This is a genomic window from Amycolatopsis silviterrae, from assembly GCF_042684085.1.
Taxonomy (GTDB): Bacteria; Actinomycetota; Actinomycetes; order Mycobacteriales; family Pseudonocardiaceae; genus Amycolatopsis; species Amycolatopsis silviterrae.
Genome location: NZ_JBHUKS010000002.1, coordinates 68,301 through 92,698, shown reverse-complemented (window position 1 = coordinate 92,698; position 24,398 = coordinate 68,301). Strand labels below are relative to the sequence as shown.

Here is a 24,398-nt window from a genome sequence, read left to right as displayed (position 1 = left end):
GAACTCGGCTGCGAGTTGCAGTTCGCAAATGCAGACAGGCCTAATCGCGGCGACTACAGTAACCATCCGGTGTCAGAGGGTGACCATGTGTCTGGGCCCAGCGGACCCGGGACGATCTACGCAAGGGGAGGCGTACATCGTGACCGACAATCAGCAACCCCACCTGCCTCCGGCCCGGAGGTACGGCGGAGCGTCGTTCGAGACGCTGGCCGTCGCGCCATTGCTTGGCGACGGCTACTCGTACGACAAAGCAACACTCGAAGAAATCGCAAGATCATACGAGGATCTCGGCGATAGCTACAGCTTAGACCAAACACGCGCCCGGCTAATCGCGCAAACACAGCCACCCGGGCTGGATTTTTCCAGCGTCGGCAATGCTGAATTGTTTCGAAATTCCGGACGATCCCTGCTCGATTCATTGAACCAATGCGAGCAGTTCTGCAGACATCAGGCCACGAAGTACCGCGAGGCGCTCAAGAAGTACTCGGCCGCCGAGGACGCGCACTCATCCGAGATCCATAACAGCGGGGGAAGCCTGTGAGACGTGTCCTCGCGCTCACCGCAGTCGCCCTGTGCGCCCTCGCCAGCTGCTCCCGCACGACGGCTGGCCGCGCCGCCCCTGGCGAGCGCTCCGGTCAGCCATCCTCGCCGGCGCCCAACAGCACCTCGGCCGAACAAGTGCCCGGCCCCGGCGTGCCAAAAGTAGAGAGCCCCATCGATGCCGCCCGGTTCAAGCAGAATCCTTGCGGCGCCTTGACCGCCGCACAGGTCTCCGACCTCCTCGGCAACAGCCCTCGCGTCAAGCCGGAACCGCACGGCGCAGGCGGGCCGGGGTGCGGCTGGTTCGCGCAAGCACAAGTGGCAGTCGTTTTCCCTGACATCAACGACCTCGGCCTGACCTCCTTCTACCGCGCAAAAGACAGGGTCTACCCGTTCTTCCTGCCGCTCGCCCCGCTCGACGGGTACCCCGTCGTCGCCTACGGCGAAGAGGACCACCGGGCGAGTCGCGGTGCATGCGACATCGCGATGGGAATCAGCGACCACGAAACCGTAGTCGTATCGATCACGCAATCGCCAGCACACAAAGGCGAGAAAGATCCGTGCGAATCCGCCAGGGGAATCGCGGAAAAAGTACTCGGAAATCTGCGAGGAGGACACTGATGACTGGCCGATCGATGACTCCCGCGGAGATTTACCACCAGGTCACCGGCGGACAGGGACCGGAATCTCTGAGCATGACTCAAAAATGCGCGAAGGACCTCAGCGAGCGGCTGCTGGATCGCGCCGACGAAATCGCCAAGCTCGCCGAGAAGGTGCGGGCCGGCTGGCATGGCGTCTCTGCTGAGGAGGCCGCGAATTCGGCTTCTCCCCTGCTCTCCGTCTCCATCGACCACAGCGCGAACCTGGTGTTCACCCAGACCGCGGCGGACGGGCAGCTATCTGCGTTTCAGACCGTCAAAAACACGGTCAAACCAGTTGGCGAACGGCCGGAAATCACCCCGCAGGACGTCTACGACGTGCTCAACGGGAAGGACGGCTACTCCGGCAGGCTCGGCCAATGGCAGGCCGATGCGCAGCACAACATCGATGCTTACACCAGCTACCACTCGACAACCGGCGCGAACTCCGACCGGATTCCGGCTCGCTACGCGGAGCTGAGCGACACCGGTGCGTCCGTCAGCCTCGCCAGCACCGCCGAACCGCGAAAGCATCCGGTCAAGGGCCCGCACAAGCCGAGCGGTGAACCGCCCGACAGCCACCAGCCCGGAGTGACTGGGCCAGGTCCCAGCGCAGCGGTACCGCCGGTTCCGAAACCACGTGAGCCGATGGCCGAGCCAGGCAGCTACCGCCCAACGGGCCACGCGGGTGGCCGCGAACCTGATGCGGCGAAAGGCAGAGCTCCGGCGGCACCATCCGAAGCGACCAAACACCCGGACGCGACTCATCCCAGCTCGTACCGCCCCGATGCGCCTCCGGGTTACCAGTTCGGCCCCGTGGGTCAGTCAATCAATCCCGTTGGCTCCAGCGGATTCGATCCGCTGCCGGGCACCGGCGGATCACGTGGCGGCGCGGGAAATATCGGTGCGGGAAACCGATTCGGCGCCTCCCGCGAACCGGCACCACCCCGAAACACCCCCGGAACCCCAAGCACCACAGGCAAACCCGCCAACCTCCTCGGCGGCGGACTGCCCGCCAAGAAGGGAGAAAAGGACACCGACAAAGAAAAACCGGCCCCGCCTTACCTCCAGGAAACCGACCCGGACGTGTTCGGCGTGCGAGACCTCAAGCCGACGCCTCCGGTGATCGGGGACCGGCCGGCTCGCTAGGCCGTCGGGGAGGAATCAGCGGTGCGCACGACCGAGCTGTCCCTCGACGCCCTCCTCGGCGCGCTCCGGGAAGCTGGGTTCGACGAGCCGCATCCGGTGTTCTCCGGTCGTCTTCGGTTCACGACCGAGCGGCTCGACGAGGCTGTCCGGGAGGAGCTGGCCTGGCTGGGCCTGCTCGATCACGGCCGGTTCATCGACGAGTTCGAGGACGTGCTCCACGCGCTGGCCCGCGCCGACACCGAGTACGTCGCCCACGTCGAGAACCAGGACACTCGCTACAGCGTGCTGGTCGCCGTGCGAGGGCGGACTGGGGTGAAGGCGTTGTGTGCCGGCGATCGGGTGCGGCTGAAGGTGCTCGACGGGACCCGGTCCCCGGCCGGGGCGCTGGTCGCGAGCCTGCCTCGGTACCGGCCGGCTCAGCTCGCCGCGTTCTCCCTGCCCCAGGAGGACTTCCAGGCGGACCACGCCGACGACCGCGGTCCGGCCGCCCGCGTGGTCGACGACCTGTTCCAGCAGACCTGGTTCGGCGTCGGCGAGATGACCGTCGCCGTGCGTGCACCGGCTCGGCCAGGGCGTGCGGAAGCCGGGCCGCTCAGCTACCTCGACCTCACCGACGGTCGCGTCGCGTTCGAGGTGTCCGGGCCCGAGGGGAACCGGTACATCACGGTGCTGCCCGGCGACGACAGCCTGCTCACGGACAAGCTCACCGCCCTTCGCGACGGGCTGACCGGCTAGTCCAGGCCCGTCGCCGGAGAGTCAGTCGCTCTTCTTGGCCGCTGCCGCGTCCGGTTTCTTCTCCGCGGCCACGGCCGGGGCCGACGCCTCCGGTTCAGCCTCGGCGTCCGCCTGCTCCGAAGCCGAACCAGAACCGGCCTCTTCCTTGTCGAACGTCTCCGGCACCTTCTTGAGGTGCTTGCTCATCGACCGGACCAGGAAGACGACCGCGATCAGGAACAGGATCAGCACCAGCAGCCCGACCGGCGAGGACTTGCCGAAGTCCTCGCCCTGTCCGCCGTTGTCCCCGCTGTCCGGTTGCTGGGCCAGGACCAGCGCCGACGCGGTCAGCGGGACGACCGCGACAGCCGGCACACCGAAACTCATGGGCTCACCTTCTCCTTGATGCCTGCGAACAGATCGTCCTCCGGCAGCGTGCTGTCCACCAGGGAGCGATTCAGCTCGTACTCCTCAGTGGGCCACACCTCGCGCTGGATCTCCAGCGGAACGGCGAACCAGCGGCTGGTCGGGTCGATCTGCGTGGCGTGCGCCTTCAGCGCCTCGTCGCGCACCTCGAAGTATTCCCCGCACTCGATCCGGGTCGTCACCCGCTCCATGATGTCGGCGCGGTTCGGGTCCCAGGACTTGAGCCACTCCTCGTACGGCGACTCCAGCCCGGCGTCCTTGAGCGCGGTGTCGAACGCCACCATCCTGGCCTTGGAGAACCCGTGCATGTAGTACAGCTTGAGCGGCTGCCACGGCTCGCCTGCCCGCGGGAACCGCTCCGGGTCGCCCGCGGCGTCGAAGGCCGCCATCGACACCTCGTGGGTGCGGATGTGGTCCGGGTGCGGGTAGCCGCCGTTCTCGTCGTACGTCGTGATGACGTGCGGGCGGAACTCGCGGATCGCACGCACCAGCGCCTCGGTGGACTCCTCCAGCGGGATCACCGCGAACGAGCCCTCCGGCACCGGCGGAAGCGGGTCGCCCTCGGGCAGCCCGGAGTCGATGAAACCCAGCCAGCGGTGGCTCACGCCGAGGATCTTCGCCGCGCGCGCCATCTCCTCGCGGCGGATCTCGGTCATGTTCGCGAGCACCTCCGGCCGGTCCATGGCCGGGTTGAGAACGCTGCCCGCCTCGCCTCCGGTGCAGGTCACGACCATGACCTCGTGCCCGTCGGCGACGTATTTGGCCATCGTGGCGGCGCCCTTGCTCGACTCGTCGTCGGGATGGGCGTGCACCGCCATCAGGCGCAGTCGCTGCTTACGGTCTTCTGTTGTCAGCTCGTCGGCTCCCACCATGGTCCGAACGGCCCTTTCCTGTCCTGTTATTCCGTGACACCTGGTTGCGCCGCGGTAAACCGCCCCGGCTCCGCGCCGCCGGAACGGGTCGCGGATACTCGACCAGGGTGGTGCCCCGGACCGGCCGCACCACCCATTGTCCCCAGGGGTACGACAAGTTTGACTGGAGGCCCGGATTTGCCGAGCGGGGAGACCGTGACCGCCGAGGGTGGCGCCGTGCCGGCGCGGCCCGCGGACCGGTACGGCACCGCGGGCAAGGGCAAGCCGTCGAAGCGCTGGCGCAGGTGGCTTTTCGTGGCCGTCGCGCTGGTCGTGAGCGGCGCGATCGGCTGGATCTACTACCTCAATCTCGGCCAGACCCCGATCGAGGCGGAGCGCGTCGGCTTCGAGGAACGGCCGGGCGACGCGATGCAGGTCACGCTCAACGTCACTCGGGACGACGACAGCAAGCCCGGCGTGTGCGTTGTCCGGGTGCGCGACAAGTCCGGCGCGGAAAGCGGCCGCCGGGAGGTGCTGGTCCCCGCCGGGGCCGGCCACAGCAGGGTGAACACAGTGGTGAAGAGCATCGGAGCCCCGGTGACCGCCGACGTGTTCGGCTGCTCGTATTCCATACCACGCTATCTGTCAACCCCGTAGCGGCCAACGGAGTGAAATGCGCGGCGAGCGTCCGCGCGGCGTGAAATGGACCGGCGTCGACCTGTCCTGCCGTGATACGCTCGTACACCAGCACGGCCCCCGACGGGCCGTGTTTTTCCTTTATCTCAGCCGCGTGCGTACGCGGTGGCCGGCTTGTACACCCAAGCCTGGCAGGCCCTACGAGGAGATGGTGACCGTGAGCGACACCAAGGTGACCTGGCTGACCCAGGATGCCTACGACAGGCTCAAGCACGAGCTCGACGAAATGATCGAGAATCGTCCGGTCATCGCCGCCCGCATCAACGACAGCCGCGAAGAGGGCGACCTCAAGGAGAACGGCGGCTACCACGCGGCTCGCGAGGAGCAGGGCCAGGCCGAGGCCCGCATCCGGCATCTGCAGGAGCTGCTGCGCAACGCGAAGGTCGGCGAGGCGCCGGACGACGACGGCACCGCGGGACCGGGCAAGGTGCTCACCGTCAAGTACGACGGGGACGACGAGGAGGAGAAGTTCCTGCTCGCCACCCGTGAGGAAGGCGCGGAGGGCGCGCTCGACGTGTACTCCCCCGAGTCGCCGCTGGGCAAGGCCCTGCTCGGCGCCAAGGAAGGCGAGTCCCGCGAGTACGAGCTGCCGAACGGCAAGACCATGAAGGTCACCTTGGTCAAGGCGGTGCCCTACAGCGAGTCCTGACTCGTCGCCGCCGAACGCGCGCCCGCCCGGTTTCCCGTGGCCCGGCGCGCGTTCGGCGGTCTAGTGTCTTCCAGCGAAACCACTGGGAGGACACCGATGAGCACTCTTCCGCTATGCCTCGCGTGCGGAATGCAGTACGCCGCCCCGCGCGCGGACTGCCCGATCTGCACCGACGAACGCCAGTACGTGCCGCCGGGCGGGCAGCAGTGGACCGACCTGGCGACGCTCCGTTCGAGCGGTGAGCGCCAGCCGCGGGTCGAGGAGCAGGGGCCGGGCATCATCGGCGTCGGCTCGAATCCGGGGTTCGCGATCGGCCAGCGCGCGCTGCTGGTCCGCGCGGCGAGCGGCAATTTCCTGTGGGACTGCGCCGCGTATCTGGACGACGAGCTGATCGGCAAGATCACCGAACTCGGCGGCATCACCGGCATCGCGATCAGCCATCCGCACTACTACACGACGATGGTCGAATGGGCGCATGCCTTCGACGTCCCGGTCTACCTGCACGAGAACGACCAGCAGTGGATCGGCCGGCCGGATCCGTCGATCCAGCTGTGGACCGGCACGACGCTCGACGTCTCGCCGGATCTTCAGCTGATCAACCTCGGCGTGCACTTCGCCGGCGGCACCGTAATGCACTGGCCGGACGGCGAGGAAGGCCGCGGTGCGCTGCTGACCGGCGACATCGTGCAGGTGGTCCCGGACCGTACGCACGTCGGTTTCATGTACAGCTATCCGAACCTCATCCCGGAACGGCCGAGCGTCGTACGGCACGCCGCGGAACTGTTGGAGCCGTACGCCTTCGAAGCCATCTACGGCGCGTGGTGGGACGCCATCGTGCGTACAGACGGCCATAACGTCGTACAGCGCTCTGCGAAGCGCTATCTCACGTACGTGTCCTAGCGGTCCGTTCGAGCAACGGCCGCACTCGCGGCGGCACTGGTGTCGACAACGCGATCGAAGTCGACGTACGCAAAACATCCGGCACGCCAACCACTTCGTCGATGACGCGTTGCAGATCGTCGTTGTCGCGCGCGACAAGGCGTACGAAGAGGTCGCCTTGTCCGGTCGTGGCGTGCACTTCGCACACTTCGTCGATCGCAGCCAGTGCCTCCGCGACACCGGCGCGTTTGCCCTGCGCGATTTCCAGTACGGCGAACGCGGTGAGGCTGTATCCCATGGCGGCCAAGTCGAGTTCGGGCGGGAAGCCGCCGAGGATGCCGCGTTCGGTGAGGCGGTCCAGCCGGGCCTGCACGGTGCCACGCGCGACGCCGAGCCGGCGCGCGCATTCGAGCACGCCCAGCCGGGGCGAGTCGGTGAGCAACAGCAGCAGCCGCGCGTCGAGCGAGTCAAGCACCGGTTTTCTCCCTGCGCAGGTTGTCCAAGATGACCGAGCGGTTCCAGGATAAGCTGAACACATTGTCCAGCCGAAACGGAAACCGTTGCGCAGCTTGCCGGGCGCAACTCATGCTCAATACATGACCTCCACGATGGATCCGCACGGCGCACTCGACGACGTCAGCTATGACCAGCTCCGCCAGCTCGTCGGACTGGTGGACCACGACGCCTCGACCGACCCGTTCCCGGTCAAGGCTCTCGACGCGGTGGTGTTCATCGCGGGCAACGCGACTCAGACCGCGTGGTTCTACCAGGTCGCGTTCGGCATGCAGCTGGTCGCGTACTCCGGTCCCGAAACGGGACAGCTCGACCACAAGGCCTTCGTGCTCAAGTCCGGCTCCGGGCGCTTCGTGATCACCGGCGGCGTGAAGCCGGACTCGCCGCTGCTCGACCACCACCGCCGCCACGGCGACGGCGTGATCGACCTCGCGCTGGAGACCACCGACGTCGACAAGTGCATCGAGCACGCCCGCAAGGAGGGCGCGACGATCCTTGAGGAGCCGCACGACGTCACCGACGAGCACGGCACGATCCGCCGCGCCGCCATCGCGACCTACGGCGAGACCCGGCACACGCTGATCGACCGGTCCCGCTACAACGGCGTCTACCTGCCCGGCTACGAGCCTCGCGAGGGCACCGTCAAGCGGCCCGAGGGCGCGCCGAAGCGGCTGTTCCAGGCGGTCGACCACTGCGTCGGCAACGTCGAACTCGGCAAGATGGACTACTGGGTCGACTGGTACCACCGCGTCATGGGCTTCGTGAACATGGCGGAGTTCGTCGGCGACGACATCGCCACCGACTACTCGGCGCTGATGAGCAAGGTGGTGTCGAACGGCAACCACCGGGTCAAGTTCCCGCTCAACGAGCCGGCGATCGCGAAGAAGAAGTCGCAGATCGACGAGTACCTCGAGTTCTACGAGGGCGCGGGCTGCCAGCACATCGCGTTGGCCACCAACGACATCATCGCCACCATCACCGCGATGCGCGAAGCGGGCGTGGAGTTCCTCGACACCCCGGACTCCTACTACGACGACCCCGAGCTGCGCGCCCGGATCGGCAAGGTGCGCGTGCCGATCGAAACGCTGAAGGAGCACCGGATCCTGGTCGACCGCGACGAGGACGGCTACCTGCTGCAGGTCTTCACCAAGCCGATCGGCGACCGGCCCACGGTGTTCTACGAGCTGATCGAGCGGCACGGTTCGCTCGGCTTCGGCAAGGGCAACTTCAAGGCCCTGTTCGAGGCCATCGAACGGGAGCAGGAGCGCCGCGGGAACCTCTGACCCGCTCCCTCCCCCGGCCCGTCCGCGAACCTCGCGGACGGGCCGTTTTTATTACGGCGCGCTACCAGAAGTTCGCGTACAGTAGTCATCAGTACATAGAGAACCGCGCCGTGCGGACAATTCGGAACCGCGCGGAACCGACGGGGTCGCGCGTCCGTCATTCTGGAGAAGTCACCGTGGAGAAGGGGGCCCGATGCCGGACAGCATCGATGCCAGCGAGCAGATGGTCGAGGGCTGGACGAAGCAGCTCCAGCAGACCGCTGCCCGCTACCAGGCGATGGCCGAGCGCATGCAGGGCCAGACCGTCACCGAACGGTCGAAGGACGGTGCGGTCGAGGTCACTGTGGACGCCAAGGGGCTGTTGAAGAATCTGGTGCTCGCGGACTCCGCGGCGGGCAAGAAGATGGCCGAGGTCTCCGCCGAGGTGATGCGGCTCGTGCAGCGCGCGCAGGCCCGGATCCCCGAGTTGTTGCAACAGGCCGCGGCCGAGACCGTCGGCGGCGACCAGACCACGGAAACGCTGGTGGCCGACGCGCAGCGGACGTTCCCCGCGCCGCCGCCCGAGGAACCGACCGAGTCCGCGTCCGACCGGGTGCGCCGGTTCCTGCCGGAGGACGCCGAAGAAGCGGGTGCCGCCACGCCGCCGCCACCGCCGCAACGCCCGGCAGCCCCGCCGCCGCCACCGCCTCAGCAGCAACGCCGCCGCCGAAGCTCGTCGGACGATGACGACGACTTCGGCGGATCGATCCTGCACTGACTCCAAGCCGTTCCAGGGGGAAGAAAATCATGGCACCCAGGGGTTACGAGATCGGCGGCGATCTCGAGGCGCACGCCCGTCAGCTCGACGCGCTCGCCGACGGGCTGAAGCAGGCTGTCGACGCGGCGAACCAGGTCAGCATGCCCACCGACGCGTACGGCATTCTCTGTCAGCCGTTCCGGATGATGCTGGACCCGGTGGAGAACTACGGGATCGAGGCGTTGCAGAACACCGTCACCGCGATGGACGCGCAGGCGCAGAAGGTCCGCGACGCGGCGAAGGCGTACGAGAACTATGAAGGCGAAGCTGCCGGTTCGATGAAGGCGAGCGACTGATGCCCGAAGGCAATCCTCTGGTCGCACAGTCCAAAAAGGACGGCGACGGTCCGGGGCCCTTCACCGAGGGCAACGGCGACTACGGCTACGCCACCGGCATCAACATCGCCGAATCGGCGACGGACGCGTTCAAGGGAATCGCGGACGGCGACTGGGTTTCCGGCGGCCTCGGCGTCGCGAGCCTCGCCGGCGAGATCGCGGGCGCGGCGATCGACCCGTTCGGCTACCTGATGTCGTCGGTGGCGTCGTTCCTGATGGAGCACGTGCAGCCGCTGAAGGACATGCTCGACTCGGTCGCGGGCGACCCGCCGGTGATCCAGTCCTACGCCGACACCTGGGGCAACGTCGCGAAGTCGTTGCAGGAACGGCAGAAAGACCTCGAGAACGCGGTCAAGACCGGCACCGCGGAGTGGAAGGGCGACGGCGCGGACGCCTACCGCAAGTCCGCGGCGGAGGCGGCCGACGCGATCGGCGGCGCGGCGACGGTCGCGAGCGCGATCGGCACCGTCACCATGATCATGGGCCAGGTCGTCGCCTTCGTGCGCGGCCTGGTGCGGCAGCTCATCGCGGATCTGGTGGGCAAGCTGATCTCCTGGGTCATGGAGGAGGTGTTCTCGCTCGGATTCGGGACGCCGCTGGTGGTCGCGCAGGCCGTCACGGCGATCTCCAAGTGGGGCGAGAAGATCAGCGAGCTGCTGACCAAGCTGTGCGACACGATGCGCCGGGTCTCGCCGCTGCTCGGCAAGCTCGCCGAGGTCTTCACGAAGATCATCAAGGTGCTCGGCAAGCTGGCGGGCAAGGTCACCGGTCTCGACGTCATCAGCACGAAGAACATCAAGGCGGGCGGCTTCTTCCACCGCGGCGGTTCGGGCGGCGGCACGGGCGGCTCCGGCGGCGGTCACCACAGCGGCTCCGGCGAAGGCGACGCGGACCCCGGCTCTCCGTCCGGTTCGCGCCGCTCCGACGGGTCGGGCGATCCCGATTCCTCCGACGGCCCGAACAGCAGCCACAACGACTCGGATGGTTCCGACGCGCCAGGCGATCGCTCGGGAGATTCCGGCGGCCGCAACGGATCCGACAGTCCCAGCAGCGACAGCCCGTCCTCCTCGGGCGGCTCGCATTCCTCACCGGACGGCTCCGGTCCGTCCACAATAGACACTGCGACGTCCTCGTCGCGGCGCGGTTCCGACAGCACTGGCGGAAGCAGTCACCCGGACTCCAGCCCGTCCACGTTCGCCGGCGATTCAAGCCCGACGTCCCGGGGCGGAAGCAGTCCCTCGGACAGTTCTTACTCGCCGCAAAGCACCTCGCACGGCGATAGCTCGTCCCCGGGCAGTGCGCCGCACTCCGGCGGGTCGGCACCGTCGGGCGGCGGGTCGCATTCCAGCGGGTCGCATTCCGGCGGCGGCGAGCCGAGCCCGCACCGTTCGAGCAGCAGCAACGACTCGACGTCGGCGAGCGGGTATGCCCCGCCCCGCACGGACGCGCCTTCTCCGCAAACCGCTCCCCCGCAACACCTCCGCCCGAATGACGGAGGCGGTTCGCCGAACCAGAGCCCGGCAGGCGGCGGAATTCAGCAGCACGGCGGCGGCGGCACCCCGACCAACGCCCCGGCCGGTGGCGGCAGTCCGTCGCCCCGGCCCAGCGGCGGTGGCTGGACCGGGACGCCGGGGACGCGGGCTCCCGAGGTGCCGCCGAGCCGGGTTCCGGACAGCGGTCCTTCCGGTCGGCGGCCGAGCGGTGGCCCGAGCCCGGCGGACAGCGGCGGGCCGAGCCGCACTCCGGATCGTTCCGGGCCCGGTCCGCAGCGGCCCGGCGACGGCGGTTCGACGCCGCAGCGCCCTTCGGACGGTGGCTCGGCTCCGCACCGACCTGCCGACGGCGGGTCCACGCCGCAACGACCGTCCGACGGAGGATCGACCCCACACCGGCCTGCCGACGGCGGCTCGACCCCGCAACGACCGTCCGACGGCGGCTCCACTCCGCACCGACCTGCCGACGGTGGGTCCACGCCCCAACGGCCCGTTGACGGCGGGTCCGCACAACGTCCCGAAGGCGGCGGCGGTTCTTCCCCGCAGCGTCCGGCGGATTCGTCGAGCGGCGGTTCGCAGCGTCCTGGCGACGGCGGCGACCTCGGGCAGCCCAAACGCCCCGGCGTAGAACCGGGTCTCGGCCGTTCGGAGCCAGCACCGGCGTCCGGCGGCGCGCACTCCTCGCCGGGCCGCGGTTCCGGCGACGGCTCCGCACCTCCGGCCGCGGCGGCCGTCGCGACCGGTCCGGGAGGAGCCCAGCGCGGCCCGGACGCGGGCGGTGGCGCGCGGCGTCCCGACGGCTCCCCTGAGCCCGTCGCGCGCGGTGGCGCTCGTACTGACGCGCCACCAGCCAAGCCCGGCGAACCCAACAGTCCACAACGGACTGGAAAGGAAACCCCGGCGCAGAACGGCAAACCGAACGTCGACGAGTCCGGGAAGCCGAAGGACGGCGACAAGCCGGGCAGGCACGAGAACGCCGAGCCGGACCGCAAGCCGAACCAGCACGACGACGCGGATCGCAAGCCGGGCAACGACAAGTCCGACCACAAACCGGACCGCGACGCACCCGACCGCAAGCCGGACCACGCCGACCCGGAGCACAAGCCGGACCACCGCGACCCGAACCAGCACGACTCGGACGGGCCGAAGCACCACGACGACCCCGACGGCACCCCGCCGCACCACGACGAGCCGCTGTCCCCGGACGAGGTCAACCACCGGCACGCCGAGGACACCCCGGCGGGCAGTTCATACCACCGCGACGACCCGGAACTCGGCGACCTGCCGCACCGCGTCCAGCCGGACCCGGACGGGCGCTACACGGTGGACGTGCACGTCACCGCGGACGGCCACGCCCGCATCGGCGACCGGTTGTACACGCCGGAAGAGTTCGCAGACATCCTGCGGCGCAACGGAAACTACGACGGCGGGCCGATCCGGCTGATCGGCTGCGACGCGGGGTCGAACGACTTCGCGCACCGGCTGTCGCGCGACCTCGACACCGAGGTGATGGCTCCGAACAAGCCGGCGTGGACCGACTCGAACGGCCGCGTCTTCTCCTCCGACTACGAAATCGGCCCGGACGGACGGATGCGGCCGCGGATCCCGCCGGACGGCGAATGGTCGGTGCACCGCCCGGACGGCACGTCGCACCACGTCGGCGACGACGGTTTCGCCCCGGACGGCAAGCACCACGACCCGCACGACGTCGACGCCGACAGCTCTCGCCACCGCGGCGAAGACGGGGACGACGACGTCGACTGGCGCGACCGGCCCGGCCCCGACGGCCGCACGCCGAGGGAGAACCTCGCCGACCCGGAGTACATGAAGAAGCACTACTACGAGTGGACCGACCAGAAGACCGGGCGCACGGAGCTGCGGATCAGGCATTCCGCGGTCGATCCGACGAACCCGCCGCATCCGGTGGACCTCGTGGACGGCAAACCGGTGTTCAAGCACGACCGGCCCGCCGCGGAGTTCATGGGCTACGACGACGCACGCTCGGCCACCCACGCACCGCAGCGCGGCGACGGGCCGGCCCCGGCGCACGACGCGGGCAGCGGCCAGCACCAGGGCGACAGTGCCGATCAGCATGCCGGTCAGCACGACGGGCATGACTCCGGGCATGACTCGGGCAACGGCCAGCACGACCAGAACGCCGGCGAGCAGCACGTGCCCGGGACGCATTCCGACACGTCGAACTGGCGGGAGAAGGACTACGACGCGATCGACGAGAAGGTGCGCGATCGCGAAACCAAGTACCACGAACTGAACGACACCCCGAACGACTCTCCCGAGTGGAAGGACGCGCACAACGCGAAGAACGACGCGTCCGAGAAGCTGGGCGAGGAGGCGTCCGGGCACGCGGTGCGCGACCGGCTGCACCGCGAATTCACCGAGGCCCACCCGGACCAGAACTTCGACGTCCGGGAGCACCCGGACGCGCCGGAGGGCAGCCACCGCTACCAGATCGTCGACGGCGACGGGAACGTGCGCGCGGACATCACGCCCCGCCACCCGATCGACGGCGAGAAGCCGGGAGCAGGGAACTTCGACCACATCTGGGAGGTCGACTACCACAACGGCGGCGAGCCGCACTACATCGTGCACGAGGCCAAGGGGCCGGGCGGCCAGCCCAGCACCCGGTACGTGCCCGAGGACATGCGGACCTACCGGCAGGGTCACCCGAAGTACTTCGACGACATCGTGAAGAAGATGGCCCACACCGACCCCGACCTCGCGGACGCGCTCGAGCGTGCGAAGCTCCAGAAGAGGCTCGATTATGTGGAGGTGCGTGCGCTGGTCGACCAGACCGAGCACACGCACAAGAACCTCGGCTACGCCTACAAGCCCTTCAACGGTTACGACTACAAGTCGCCGCTGACCCCAGCGTCCGGTGAGGAATGAGATAGATGACCGCCGTTCCCAGGCACTCCGTCAGCATCGACGTCGCGTGGAAGCAGATCGAGAAGTTGTCGCCGCAGGTGGCCTTCTACTTCGACTACATCACGCAGGACACCAGCGCACTGGCGAACGTCCTGCGCCGGGAACTGATGCTCGCGCAGTACCGCAGCGTCGTCGATCCGGACGCCGCGGACCCGGACACGTGGGGCGACCTCGCCCTCGCCGCGCAGGCCGCGGCCGCCGCCTTCACCGCGGCGAGCGCACCGGAGGGACAGGAGGTCGACGCGGTGATCGGCCGCCCGCGCCGCTTCGCCGCCACCGGCCCCACCCCGCGCACCGACCCGGCCGCGTGGCTCACCGCGGCCTGGCTCGCCGTGATCCAGCGGGACGACGTGCTGATCCAGCAGCTGGCCGCGGTGCCGCTCGACGTGCTGCGCGCGTCGGGGATCGAGCATGACGCCTACATGTACCCGTGGGTCGAGACGCTGCAGACCTTCCTCGCGCACCGCGAGGTCACCCCGGAGATGTTCCTGCCCGCGATGGACGGCACCGACCCGGACACCGCGCAGTTCACTCCGCCCGCGGCGATGCTGCAGCTCGTGTACCCGCCGATCCGGATGTTCTACTACGTGCTGCGCCGGGACTCGGAAAAGTTCACCGAGGCGTTCGTCTCCGCGCTGGAGCGGCACCGCGAGTACTGGACCGCCGAGGACCGCGCGACCGACCCGGACGGATTCCTCGCGCTGGCGCCGCTGGCGGTGGCGGTGCTCGCCCGCTCGGTCGGGATGGCCTTCGACGTGCAGTCCGGTTACACGCCGGCCAACCTGCTCGCGGGCATCGTCCCGGCGCAGAACGGTTGATCGGAAAATGAAGCGTTCGCCCGGTGAGGAGCCGCAGAAATCATGACCCGGCCACCGGTGCCGCTCACGCCTGCCCAGCAGCAGGAGCTCGTCCAGCAGATCGGACAGGCGGCCGCCGCCGCGCTGCCCGCGGGCTGGCAGCAGCTGCAGGTCGCCTGCCGCGCCGCGGGACGGCACGTGGAAGTCGACGTCGCCGTGCTCGCCCCGGACGGCCGGACCTACCCGGTCCAGCCGCACCCGGAGCTGCCGCGGCTGTTCGGCGTGCTGCGCAACGGGATGTACCAGCCGGGCCGAGGCACGTGGCTGAGCGCGACGCTGGTGTTCGCCCCGCAACGCCCGCCGTACGCGGACTACCAACCGGACATCGAACCGCGGTGGCGGCAGGTCCCGCCGCCGATCGGTTTCCAGGACGAGTTGCGCTTTTTCCCGCGCGAGGACCGCTTTGTGCCGCCGTGGCTGCGCCAGCGGGCCGGTGCGGTGCCGCCTCCGCCGTCGGTGCCGGGTGTGGGTGCGCCGCCGTCGGACGCGGGGTCGGCTGTTCCTGGGCCGCAGGGTCCAGTTCCCGGCTCGGGTCCTGTCACGCCTCCGCCGTTGCCTGGTGCGGAGAATCAGGCCCCGTTGCCCCCGGGCGGGGCTGCGGGTGCGACGCCTCCGCCGCTGCCCGGCACTGAGCAGGCCGCCGATGCGGAGCAGCCTGCCCCGCCGCGCCCGTCTGCTGAGCCCGCCAGCAGCGAGCAGGCCGCCAGTGTGGAGCAACCCGCTCAGCCGCCCCGTTCGGCTGAGCCCACCGCACCTCCGCTGCATGCTTCTCACGTTGAGCAGCCTGCCCCGTCGGCTGAGCCCGCCAGCACCGAGCAGGCCGCCGGCGTGGAGCAGCCTGCTGTGCCGTTGCCTGCCACCGAAACCACCACACCGCCGGCTCTGGACGCGGCACTGCCCGTCTCCGAGCCTCTCCCCGACACAGCGGCGGCTACCCCGCCCCCGCTTGACGAGGAGCAGGCCGTTCTGGCCTCGCGGGGTGATGAGGCGCAGTCCGAGCCAAGTGAGGTCGCGGCGGCGGAGATCGCTGCCGAGGCTCCGGCAGCGGACAGCGGTCCCGAGGCGGAATCCGTTGCCGCCGAAGAGGATCCGACGGCGAGCCCGGCTGACTTGCGTACTCCGCGCGTCTACGACGGGTTCGACGAGGCAGGAAATCCGGTCGTCGAGCGGGAAGCGTTGTCGCCGGAGGAGCGGGAGCGGGTTCTCGCCTATCTCGACGGCGCGCCAATCATTCTGGCGTCGCGCAGCAACGACGTCGACGCCTTCGATCCGTCCCGCACGGACGCCGTTCCGCTGAATTTCCGGACCGACGGCAGCTGGGTGTGGCCCGGCGCGGTCGGCTATTACCTGCGTGAGCACGGGATCTCGCCGGATCCCGAACTCGTCGCGCACATCCGGGCGGCCGGGTACGCCGTGCCGGAGGTGGGGGAAGCGGCGCAGGAGCGGATGCTGGCGGCGATGGTCAACCTGCCCGCCGAGGAGAGCCGTCCCGAGAAGGTCGTCGCGGCGGAACCACCGGCGGACGCGGTGTCGTCGTCGCCGGAGGAGCAGGATCGGCTGCTGAGCGAGATCGCCACCGCACTCGCGGCCGCGGCTCCGGAGGGGTGGCAGCGGATCGTGTTCGACTTCATGACGCTGGGCAGGCACGCGAACCTCGCGTGCGGCGCGCGGATGGCTGACGGCAGTACGCAGCAAGTGCCGGTCGCGCGGGAGCTTTCGAAGCCGTTGGCTCAGCTGCGCCGCGGCAAGTACGTCCAAGGGCGGGGCACCTGGTACACGCTCTCGCTGGCCATCGACCCGCCGTTGACCTACCACGCCAGCTTCAACGAGGACGACGAGCCGGCCTTCCACACCCCGCCGCGGCCGGAGGACTACGCGCTCGACCAGGAACGCTATCCGCGCGACGAGGACTACCTCCCGTTGTGGTTCAGCGCCCGGCTGCCGGATAGTCCACAGTAGACGGTCAGACGATGGTGAACCCGGCGTCGGCGAGGGCGGCTTCGACGTCCTTGCAGTGTTCCGGGCCCCGGGTTTCCAGGGCGAGGGCGACGTCGACCTCGCCCAGTGCCAGGCTGCCGGAGATGCGGGAGTGCTCGACGTCGAGGACGTTCGCGCCCAGCTCCTTCACGCACGACAGCACCGAAACCAGCGAGCCCGGACGGTCCGGTACGCGCAGGTGCAGCTTCAGGTAGCGCCCGCCCGCGGTCATGCCGTGCTGGATGATCTGTTGCAGCAGCACGGGATCCACGTTGCCGCCGGAGAGGATCGCGACCACTGGCGCCTCGAAAGCGCCGGGGTGCTGCAAAAGCGCGGCCACCGAAGCGGCACCGGCCGGTTCCACGACCAGCTTCCGGCGTTCCAAGCACAGCAATACCGCGCGGGACAAGGATTCCTCGGTGACCGTCACGACGTCGTCGACCAGCGATTGGACGTGCGCGTAGCTGGTCTTGCCCGGCTCGCCGACCGCGATTCCGTCGGCCATCGTGTGCACCTCGCGCAGCCGGACCGGCGCGCCCTCCGTCAGCGAAGGCGGGTACGCGGCGGCGTCCTCGGCCTGCACGCCGATCACTCGGACATCCGGATGCAGCGCCTTGACCGCCGCCGCGACGCCGCCGACCAGTCCACCGCCGCCCGTCGGGACGAGGATCGTTTTCACGCCCGGCACCTGTTCGAGAATCTCCAGGCCGACGGTGCCCTGACCAGCGATGACGTCGGCGTGGTCGAACGGGTGGATGAAGACCGCGCCGGTGCGTTCCGAGAACGCGATGGCCTCGGCGAGAGTTTCGTCGACGACCGCGCCGTGCAGGTGCACCTCCGCGCCGTAACCGCGGGTGGCGGCGAGTTTCGGCAGCGGAGCGCGCAGCGGCATGAAGACGGTCGAGGAAATGCCCAGCAGCGACGACGCCAGCGCGACCCCCTGCGCGTGGTTCCCGGCGCTGGCCGCGACGACGCCGCGGGCGCGTTCCTCGGCGGTCAGGCCGTGAATGCGGGTGTATGCGCCGCGGATCTTGAAAGAACCGGTGCGCTGCAGGTTCTCGCACTTGAGATACACCGGGCCGCCGTGCAGCCGGCGCAGGTCGCGGGCGTGCTCCATCGGCGTGACGCGGGTGATGCCCTCGAGCAGCTTCCGGGCTTCCTGAATGCGCTCGACGCTGACCAGTTCCATGGCGCCGATGATGCCACCGACGGACGGCCGGGGTGCGCCGCCCGGCGGACCGGTACGCTGATAACGGCAGCCACACATGATCAGGGAGTGCGACCATGGCACGCGCGCAGCACGGGACCACCTCCCGGGCCAAGTCCCGCACCGGTCTGCTGCCGCTCGCCGCGGGCATCCTGTCCGCGGTGGCCCTCACCGGCGCGGCCTTCGCGACGGTCGAAGCGGCCGCCTGCACCGGCTCCGCGCAGTACATCCGGCACGACAACCACATCGAACTGGTCGGCGGCTGCGTGAACGGCACCGAACTCCCCGCGACGTCCGGCACTCGGCAGGCCAATGCGTTGCCGGAGAACAGCAAACCCTGACGTCGCTGCGAGCCAGGTTCCGGCCGAGTGGCCATTGGGGTTGGGTGGCAACGGATTTCGTCGAGGTCGTGTCTCGTGAGTGTTCATGCCGGTGAGAACCGGCATGAACACTCACGAGACCCTCAGCCCAGCGCCTGCGTAAGGTCGGCCACCAGGTCGCGTCCGTCCTCAATGCCCACCGACAGCCGGACCAGGTCCTCCGGGACCTCCAGCGTCGAGCCGGCGGTGGAGGCGTGCGTCATCTTGCCGGGGTGCTCGATCAGGCTTTCGATGCCGCCAAGGGACTCCGCCAGCACGAACAGCTTCGTGCGCGACGCGACCTCCAGCGCGGCTTCCTCCCCGCCCGCCACGCGGAAGGACACCATTCCGCCGAAGCGGCGCATCTGCTTGGCCGCGACCTCGTGGCCGGGGTGTTCCGGCAGGCCGGGGTAGTAGACCTTGGTGACCTTCGGGTGCTTGGCCAGAGTGCGAGCCACCAGGTCGGCGTTGTCGCTGTGCCGGTCCATGCGCAGAGCCAGCGTCTTGAGCCCGCGCAGGGTCAGCCAGGCGTCGAACGGGCCGGGGACCGCGCCCGCCGCGTTGCGCAGGTAGAAGAGCTGTTCGCGCAGTTCGTCCTCATTGGTGACGACCGCGCCGCCTACGACGTCGGAGTGGCCGCCGAGGTACTTGGTGGTGGAGTGCACCACGATGTCCGCGCCAAGGGCCAGCGGGGTCTGCAGGTACGGCGTGGCGAAGGTGTTGTCCACGACCAGCCGGGCGCCCGCGTCGTGTGCCGCGCCGGCCAGTGCCGCGATGTCGGCGATGCCCAGCAGCGGGTTGGTGGGCGACTCGCACCAGATCAGCTTCGTTTCGGGGCGCATCGCGGCCCGCACGTCGTCGATGCGGCTCAGGTCGGCGACCGTGTGCTCGACGCCCCACAGGCTGAGCACCTTGTCGATCAGGCGGAACGTGCCGCCGTACGCGTCGTTGCCCAGCACCAGGTGGTCGCCGGGCCGCAGGACCGTGCGCAGCACCGCGTCGGACGCCGCCATGCCGGACGCGAACGCCAGCGTGTGCCGTGCGCCTTCGAGCGAGGCGAGCGCTTCCTCCAGCGCGGTCCGCGTGGGGTTCGCGGTGCGCGAGTACTCGTAGCCGCCCTCGCGGGTGCCGCCGACGCCGTCCTGCGCGTACGTGGACGTCTGATAAATCGGCACGATGACGGCACCCGTGCGGGGATCGGGCTGCTGCCCGGCGTGGATCGCGCGTGTTTCAAAACCCAGGACGGAGTAGTCGTCGGCCATGGTTCCCAGAGTACGGGGCACCTCTGACAATCCCATCAGCTGGGAGGCAACTCACCATGCGGGAGGGGCTGCCGGCACAAACCGCGCCGGCAGCCCCGCGGTCACCAGCCCTGCGGCGCGGGGTACGCACCCGGCTGCCCGGGCGCGCCCGGACGGTAGTTGACCCACTCCGCGGTGGGCTTGACCAGCGCCAGCACCAGGGTCGCGATCGGCGGGATCAGGCCGATCAGAGCACCGCCGATGCCCGCGCCCAGCACTCGCGCGCCACCGTCGTAGCCCGCGGCCATGACCCCGGTGTCGACGACGCCCAGGACGCTGTGCGCGATCACCAGCCCGCAGCCGATGATCGTGCACAGCCGGGCGGCGGGCTTGTGCAGGAACAGGCCGATGCCGCCGAAGAACAGCAGGCCGATCAGCAGCGCGTTCACGACGATCGACACATAGATTTCCCAGACCGTGATGTGAATGGCCGACAGCGCCACGACCGCGACGATGACCGAGATGATCGCGAAAATGCCGCCGATGATCGCGAGGATCCCGGCGATGATCGCGGTCGCGCCGTTCGGCTTCGGCTGGAACACGCCCGGCCCGCCCGGGTAGGCCGGGTACGGCTGGCCGGCGGCCGGCGGCGCGAACGGCTGCTGCGGCGCGCCCGGGTACGGCTGCGCCGGCAGCGGCTGGCTCGCCGGGTAGGGCTGCTGCCCGGGGAACGGGCCGCTCTGCGGCTGCTGGGGCTGGCCCTGCGGGTTCTGGGGGTAAGTCACGGGGAGTCCTCGGTGCATCGTGGTCCCGCCGGCGGCGGGTGGAATGCCTGTATCGTGCCAGGTCCAGTCCGTTTTCGGGGCGAAATTCACCACTGTCGCGAGGGTGACGAAGCAGGCACCACGGGTACGCGATAACGCAGGTAGCCGAAGGTCCGCGGCAAGCCGGCCAGCACGAGCACCAGCAGCACCGCCGCGGCCAGCGTGACGCGATCGATCGCGGCGAAATTCTCGAATCGCAGCAGCGTCCGGAAGTACTCCACGTACGCCGGGGAACCGCCGACGGCCGGCTCCAGCAGAAGCGCGCCGAGTGCCATCAGCGCGCCCGCGATGAGCAGCACCGCGCCCGCGGTCGCGCGGAAAAAGGTGGAGATCGCGCCGATCAGCAAGATCAGCGAAGCGGCCAGGTACGCGGCGAGATCGGCGAGTGTCAGCGGCGAGAGGTCGCCGAGGCTGAACCCGGACGGAATGTCGAGGAACAGCCTTGCCGGAAGATAGCCGGCGGTCGCGGCGGCGACGAGCCCGAACAGTCCGGCCGCGATCGCGGTGCCGCCGTTCGGGCGGTATGCCGCCGGGGAGGATTCCCGTTCCCGCTGCCGTGCCGGAAGTCCGTGCAGGCCGCTCACGGTAGGTCCCCCTCAAGCTGGGAAGGCGTTTCGGACGGCGCCCACCCTAGCCCGGAAACGCACCGTTGGGGACCGGCGCGAGCGCATGGGAGCCGCAATTCCCCCGGGTGCCGGAACGGCCGGGAAAAGGCCACTGCCTTTCCGTGAATCCCGCGAAAAACGGACCGGAAACGACGAAGGGCGCCACCGTCGGGAAGACGGGGCGCCCTTCGCGGAGATTCAGCTGCTCACCACTGCTGCTGCGGCGGCGGCTGCTGGCCCGGCTGGCCGTAGCCGGGAGGCGGCTGCTGCCCGCCCGGCGGCGGGTACTGGCCCGGCTGGCCGAAGCCGCCCGGCTGCTGCGGCGGCTGGCCGTAGCCCGGCTGCTGGCCCGGCTGGCCGTAACCGGGAGGCGGCTGCTGCCCGAAGCCCGGCTGCGGGTTCGCGCCGCTGCCCGGGTTCGGACCGCCCGGCTGCGGGAAGCCCCCGCTGTTCGGGTTCGGACCGCCCGGGGGCGGGAAGCCGCCCGGCTGCTGCGGCTGGCCGAAGCCCGGCTGGCCGCCGCCGAAGCCGCCCGGCTGCTGCGGGCCGCCGGGGCCGCCCGAGGACGGGCCGCCGAGGCCGACGTACTGCGAGGTGGCCGGGATGATCGCGACGACGCCGACGATCAGGATAATGATGCCGAGGATCAGCGTCAGCATGCCGCCGCCGCTCGTCGCGTTGGCGGAGCTGCCCCCGTACTTCTGGACGAAGGAGCTGCTGACCGAGGTCCCGGACTTCGCCAGGATCGAGAACAGCAGCAACAGCACGCCGCCGGCCAGCAGGCCGATCGGGGCGAGCTTGCGCAGCGCGGCCGCGCGTCCGGCCATCGCCAGCGCGACGCCGCCCGCCAGCGAGATCACCGCGCCGACGAGGATCATGATCACGTAGAACCAGAGCGCGCCCGGCGAGGCGAGACCGGCCTCGTCGAACAGCTTCTGGTAGCGGCTCGAGCTGTCGTACAGCTTCGAGTAGTCGCTGGTGTCGCTCATGTAGCTGAACGAAACGATCAGCGCGATGAGGGCGAGCACCGCGGCGACGCCGCCGGCGATGTAGCCGTACAGCGCGTTGCCGCCGCCCGCGGGCGCGGCGGCCGCGCCGAACGGGGCGGGCTGGCCGAAGCCCGGCTGACCCGGCTGCCCGGGCTGGCCCGGCTGGCCGAACGCGCCCTGCGGCGGGGCGCCGAAGCCGCCCTGGTCGAAACCGCCCGGCTGGCCGAAGCCCTGCGGCGGCTGTCCCGGCTGCCCGGGCTGACCCGGCTGGCCGAAGCCCTGCGGGGCGCCGAACCCGGCGACCGCGGCCGGGTTGTCCGCCGCGCTCGGCGGCGGGGCGTACGGGATGTTCTGCGGCTGCTGGCTCGGCGGGACGAGCTGAGTCGACTCGGCGTTGCCCTCGGCGCTCACGGGGTTGACCACCTGGGTGGCGTTCGCGTCGGCCGGCTGGCCCGGCTGCACGACCTGCGTCGGTTCCGGGGTGTCGCCGAACGCGCCGCCGCCCTGCGGGGGCTGCGGCGGCTGGCCCGGCTGGACCACCTGGGTCGGCTCCGACGCGCCGAAGGGACTGTCCTGCTGTGGTGTAGGACCACTCGACGGGCCCTGCGGCGGCTGCTGTCCGCCGTCCCAGGGCTGGTTCGGTGGCTGCGGAGCACTCATGTGGGTCTTGAACCCCCTTGACGAGGACGCGAAAAAGTTCTATTCGGCGGTAACGCTATCGGATGCCCGGCCGGGCCGCGCGCAGACGCCCCGGCCGGCCACCGTGAGGTTCGGCCTATCTGCCCGCGAGGAAGGCGAGCAGATCGTGCCTGGTGACGACGCCGGCCGGCTTGCCGTCGATCAGCACCAGCGCGCCGTCGGCCCCTTCGAGCGCCTTCATCGCGGCGCTCACCTGCTCGCCTGCCCCGATCGTGGGCAGCGGCGGCGACATGTGCGTCTCCAGCCGGTCGGCGAGCTGGGCCTTGCCGGTGAACAGCGCGTCGAGCAGGTCGCGCTCGTTGACCGCGCCGACCACCTCGGCCGCCATCACCGGCGGTTCGGCGCTGACCACCGGCATCTGGCTCACGCCGAATTCCGACAGGATGGCGACCGCCTCGGCGACCGTCTCGTTCGGATGCGAGTGCACGAGGCTGGGCAGCGCGCCGGACTTGCGGGTGAGCACGTCGCCGACCGTCGCGCCGGACGAGTCCGGCGGGAGGAAGCCGTAGGACGACATCCAGGCGTCGTTGAACACCTTGGTGAGGTAGCCGCGGCCGCCGTCGGGCAGCAGCACGACCACGACGTCGTCCTCGGTGAGTCCCTCGGCCAGCTTCAGCGCGGCGGCCACGGCCATCCCGCACGAACCGCCGACCAGCAGGCCCTCCTCGGTGGCGAGCCTGCGCGTGGTCTCGAACGAGTGCGCGTCGCTGACCGGGATGATCCGGTCGGCGACGTTCCGGTCGTAGGTCTCCGGCCAGAAGTCCTCGCCGACGCCCTCGACCAGGTACGGCCGTCCGGAGCCGCCGGAGTACACCGAGCCCTCGGGATCAGCCCCGACGACCTGGACGCGGCCGTCGCTGACCTCCTTCAGGTACTGGCCGGTGCCGGAGATCGTGCCGCCGGTGCCGACGCCCGCGACGAAGTGGGTGATCTTCCCGTCGGTCTGCCGCCAGATCTCCGGGCCGGTGGAGTGGTAGTGGCTGGCCGGGTTCTCCGGGTTGGCGTACTGGTTGGGCTTCCACGCGCCCTCGATCTCGCGCACGAGCCGGTCGGACACGTTGTAGTAGGAGTCGGGGTGCTCGGGCGCGACCGCGGTGGGGCACACGACGACGCGCGCGCCGTACGCGCGCAGCACGTTGCGCTTGTCCTCGCTCACCTTGTCCGGGCAGACGAACACGCACTGGTAGCCCTTGCGCTGCGCGACCATGGCGAGCCCGACTCCGGTGTTGCCCGAGGTCGGCTCGACGATCGTGCCGCCAGGGCGCAGTTCGCCGGAGGCCTCGGCGGCCTCGATCATCCGCAGCGCGATCCGGTCCTTCACGCTGCCGCCCGGGTTGACGTACTCGACCTTCGCGAGCACGAGCGGTTTGAGCCCCCGCGTGAGCGAATTCAGCTTGACCAGCGGGGTGTTGCCCACGAGGTCCACGATGTGTTCTGCGTACTCCACGCGACCAGCCTAAACAGCCGAAGGCAGGACGGGCTACCGCGGGACCGGCGGGCGGTCTCCGGGTGCGCGTCGGGGCCACGGGCGGCGCGGGGCGAGGTCAGGCCTCCCCGGCGCGGACCTCAGGCAGCCACCAAGCCGCGCGTCGACACCGGGTTCGGCCCGAGGGCCGCCGCACGCCGATCCGTCTCCCCGTCCCGGAGGTCCGTCCCGGCCCGCGATGCGGCAAACCACAGCTTGACGGCGCGCATAACCGGTTCTCCTCTCGTTATCGGGTTTCTCTCCTTG

23 protein-coding genes are annotated in these 24,398 nt (G+C 69.8%); 14 read left to right on the top strand and 9 right to left on the bottom strand.

Annotated elements, in window-relative coordinates; genetic code table 11:
• The first annotated feature begins 139 nt into the window (after positions 1–139).
• The 4 genes from ACFSVL_RS01230 to ACFSVL_RS01215 are packed head-to-tail and all read left to right on the top strand — an operon-like array spanning position 140 to position 3,062.
• Complete coding sequence (locus ACFSVL_RS01230) at positions 140–541, top strand: PE domain-containing protein (protein WP_378299529.1); 402 nt, start codon at positions 140–142, stop codon at positions 539–541.
• On the top strand, positions 538–1,161 hold the full coding sequence (locus ACFSVL_RS01225) for a DUF3558 domain-containing protein (protein ID WP_378299527.1): 624 nt from the start codon (positions 538–540) through the stop codon (positions 1,159–1,161). Before ACFSVL_RS01230 ends, ACFSVL_RS01225 begins: the two co-directional genes overlap by 4 nt.
• A gap of 14 nt (positions 1,162–1,175) precedes the next feature.
• Positions 1,176–2,327, top strand: coding sequence for a PPE domain-containing protein (locus tag ACFSVL_RS01220; RefSeq protein ID WP_378299525.1), 1,152 nt, complete (start codon positions 1,176–1,178; stop codon positions 2,325–2,327).
• Positions 2,328–2,348: 21 nt separating this feature from the next.
• The gene (locus tag ACFSVL_RS01215; RefSeq protein WP_378299523.1) at positions 2,349–3,062 is read left to right on the top strand and encodes an ESX secretion-associated protein EspG; all 714 of its coding nucleotides are present in this window, start codon (positions 2,349–2,351) and stop codon (positions 3,060–3,062) included.
• A gap of 21 nt (positions 3,063–3,083) precedes the next feature.
• Here the strand turns inward: ACFSVL_RS01215 and ACFSVL_RS01210 are convergent, their stop codons facing one another.
• Both ACFSVL_RS01210 and mca read right to left on the bottom strand, forming a co-directional pair.
• Positions 3,084–3,428 (bottom strand): hypothetical protein, encoded by a 345-nt coding sequence (locus ACFSVL_RS01210; protein WP_378299521.1) that lies wholly within the window; start codon positions 3,426–3,428, stop codon positions 3,084–3,086.
• Complete coding sequence (gene mca, locus ACFSVL_RS01205) at positions 3,425–4,339, bottom strand: mycothiol conjugate amidase Mca (RefSeq protein WP_378299519.1); 915 nt, start codon at positions 4,337–4,339, stop codon at positions 3,425–3,427. The genes ACFSVL_RS01210 and mca overlap by 4 nt, the downstream gene beginning before the upstream one ends.
• Before the next feature lie 159 nt (positions 4,340–4,498).
• On the opposite strand from mca, the gene ACFSVL_RS01200 reads away from it, so the two are divergent.
• The 3 genes from ACFSVL_RS01200 to ACFSVL_RS01190 all read left to right on the top strand — a co-directional run bounded on the left by ACFSVL_RS01200 (position 4,499) and on the right by ACFSVL_RS01190 (position 6,563).
• A complete protein-coding gene (locus ACFSVL_RS01200; RefSeq protein ID WP_378299517.1) occupies positions 4,499–4,975 on the top strand; it encodes a DUF4307 domain-containing protein in 477 nt (158 codons plus the stop codon).
• Between the two features lie 187 nt (positions 4,976–5,162).
• Positions 5,163–5,663, top strand: a complete 501-nt coding sequence (greA, locus tag ACFSVL_RS01195) for a transcription elongation factor GreA (protein WP_037816721.1) — start codon at positions 5,163–5,165, stop codon at positions 5,661–5,663.
• 96 nt (positions 5,664–5,759) lie between these two features.
• Entirely contained in the window at positions 5,760–6,563 is an 804-nt protein-coding gene (locus ACFSVL_RS01190) for an MBL fold metallo-hydrolase (protein ID WP_378299515.1), read from the top strand.
• On the opposite strand, the gene ACFSVL_RS01185 is transcribed toward ACFSVL_RS01190, so the two are convergent.
• Positions 6,547–7,017 carry an Lrp/AsnC family transcriptional regulator gene (locus tag ACFSVL_RS01185; RefSeq protein WP_009083170.1) on the bottom strand — a complete coding sequence of 157 codons (471 nt, stop codon included), beginning with the start codon at positions 7,015–7,017 and terminating at the stop codon, positions 6,547–6,549. The genes ACFSVL_RS01190 and ACFSVL_RS01185 overlap by 17 nt on opposite strands.
• Before the next feature lie 121 nt (positions 7,018–7,138).
• Here ACFSVL_RS01185 and hppD point away from each other — a divergent pair, with 121 nt between their 5' ends.
• The 6 genes from hppD (at position 7,139) to ACFSVL_RS01155 (ending at position 16,724) form a co-directional block, all read left to right on the top strand.
• On the top strand, positions 7,139–8,338 hold the full coding sequence (gene hppD, locus ACFSVL_RS01180) for a 4-hydroxyphenylpyruvate dioxygenase (RefSeq protein WP_378299513.1): 1,200 nt from the start codon (positions 7,139–7,141) through the stop codon (positions 8,336–8,338).
• 193 nt (positions 8,339–8,531) lie between these two features.
• Complete coding sequence (locus ACFSVL_RS01175; protein ID WP_378299511.1) at positions 8,532–9,095, top strand: YbaB/EbfC family nucleoid-associated protein; 564 nt, start codon at positions 8,532–8,534, stop codon at positions 9,093–9,095.
• Positions 9,096–9,124: 29 nt separating this feature from the next.
• Positions 9,125–9,430, top strand: coding sequence for a type VII secretion target (locus ACFSVL_RS01170; protein ID WP_378299509.1), 306 nt, complete (start codon positions 9,125–9,127; stop codon positions 9,428–9,430).
• Positions 9,430–13,869 carry a hypothetical protein gene (locus tag ACFSVL_RS01165; RefSeq protein WP_378299507.1) on the top strand — a complete coding sequence of 1,480 codons (4,440 nt, stop codon included), beginning with the start codon at positions 9,430–9,432 and terminating at the stop codon, positions 13,867–13,869. Before ACFSVL_RS01170 ends, ACFSVL_RS01165 begins: the two co-directional genes overlap by 1 nt.
• Positions 13,870–13,874: 5 nt before the next feature.
• A complete protein-coding gene (locus ACFSVL_RS01160; RefSeq protein WP_378299505.1) occupies positions 13,875–14,726 on the top strand; it encodes an immunity 49 family protein in 852 nt (283 codons plus the stop codon).
• 42 nt (positions 14,727–14,768) lie between these two features.
• A complete protein-coding gene (locus tag ACFSVL_RS01155) occupies positions 14,769–16,724 on the top strand; it encodes a hypothetical protein (protein WP_378299503.1) in 1,956 nt (651 codons plus the stop codon).
• A gap of 4 nt (positions 16,725–16,728) precedes the next feature.
• Here ACFSVL_RS01155 and ilvA read toward each other — a convergent pair whose 3' ends face one another.
• Positions 16,729–17,931, bottom strand: a complete 1,203-nt coding sequence (ilvA, locus tag ACFSVL_RS01150) for a threonine ammonia-lyase (RefSeq protein ID WP_378299501.1) — start codon at positions 17,929–17,931, stop codon at positions 16,729–16,731.
• Positions 17,932–18,026: 95 nt separating this feature from the next.
• Here ilvA and ACFSVL_RS01145 point away from each other — a divergent pair, with 95 nt between their 5' ends.
• Positions 18,027–18,290, top strand: a complete 264-nt coding sequence (locus ACFSVL_RS01145; RefSeq protein WP_378299500.1) for a hypothetical protein — start codon at positions 18,027–18,029, stop codon at positions 18,288–18,290.
• A gap of 122 nt (positions 18,291–18,412) precedes the next feature.
• Here ACFSVL_RS01145 and ACFSVL_RS01140 read toward each other — a convergent pair whose 3' ends face one another.
• From ACFSVL_RS01140 to ACFSVL_RS01120, 5 genes are all read right to left on the bottom strand, one after another.
• Positions 18,413–19,570, bottom strand: coding sequence for a cystathionine gamma-synthase (locus ACFSVL_RS01140; RefSeq protein WP_378299498.1), 1,158 nt, complete (start codon positions 19,568–19,570; stop codon positions 18,413–18,415).
• Between the two features lie 101 nt (positions 19,571–19,671).
• Positions 19,672–20,334: a hypothetical protein gene (locus tag ACFSVL_RS01135; protein WP_378299496.1), complete on the bottom strand. Its 663-nt coding sequence runs from the start codon at positions 20,332–20,334 to the stop codon at positions 19,672–19,674.
• Positions 20,335–20,420: 86 nt separating this feature from the next.
• Entirely contained in the window at positions 20,421–20,957 is a 537-nt protein-coding gene (locus ACFSVL_RS01130; RefSeq protein WP_378299494.1) for a hypothetical protein, read from the bottom strand.
• Between the two features lie 227 nt (positions 20,958–21,184).
• Positions 21,185–22,507 carry a hypothetical protein gene (locus ACFSVL_RS01125; protein ID WP_449224358.1) on the bottom strand — a complete coding sequence of 441 codons (1,323 nt, stop codon included), beginning with the start codon at positions 22,505–22,507 and terminating at the stop codon, positions 21,185–21,187.
• A gap of 235 nt (positions 22,508–22,742) precedes the next feature.
• Entirely contained in the window at positions 22,743–24,113 is a 1,371-nt protein-coding gene (locus tag ACFSVL_RS01120; RefSeq protein ID WP_378299490.1) for a cystathionine beta-synthase, read from the bottom strand.
• Positions 24,114–24,398 lie beyond the last annotated feature (285 nt).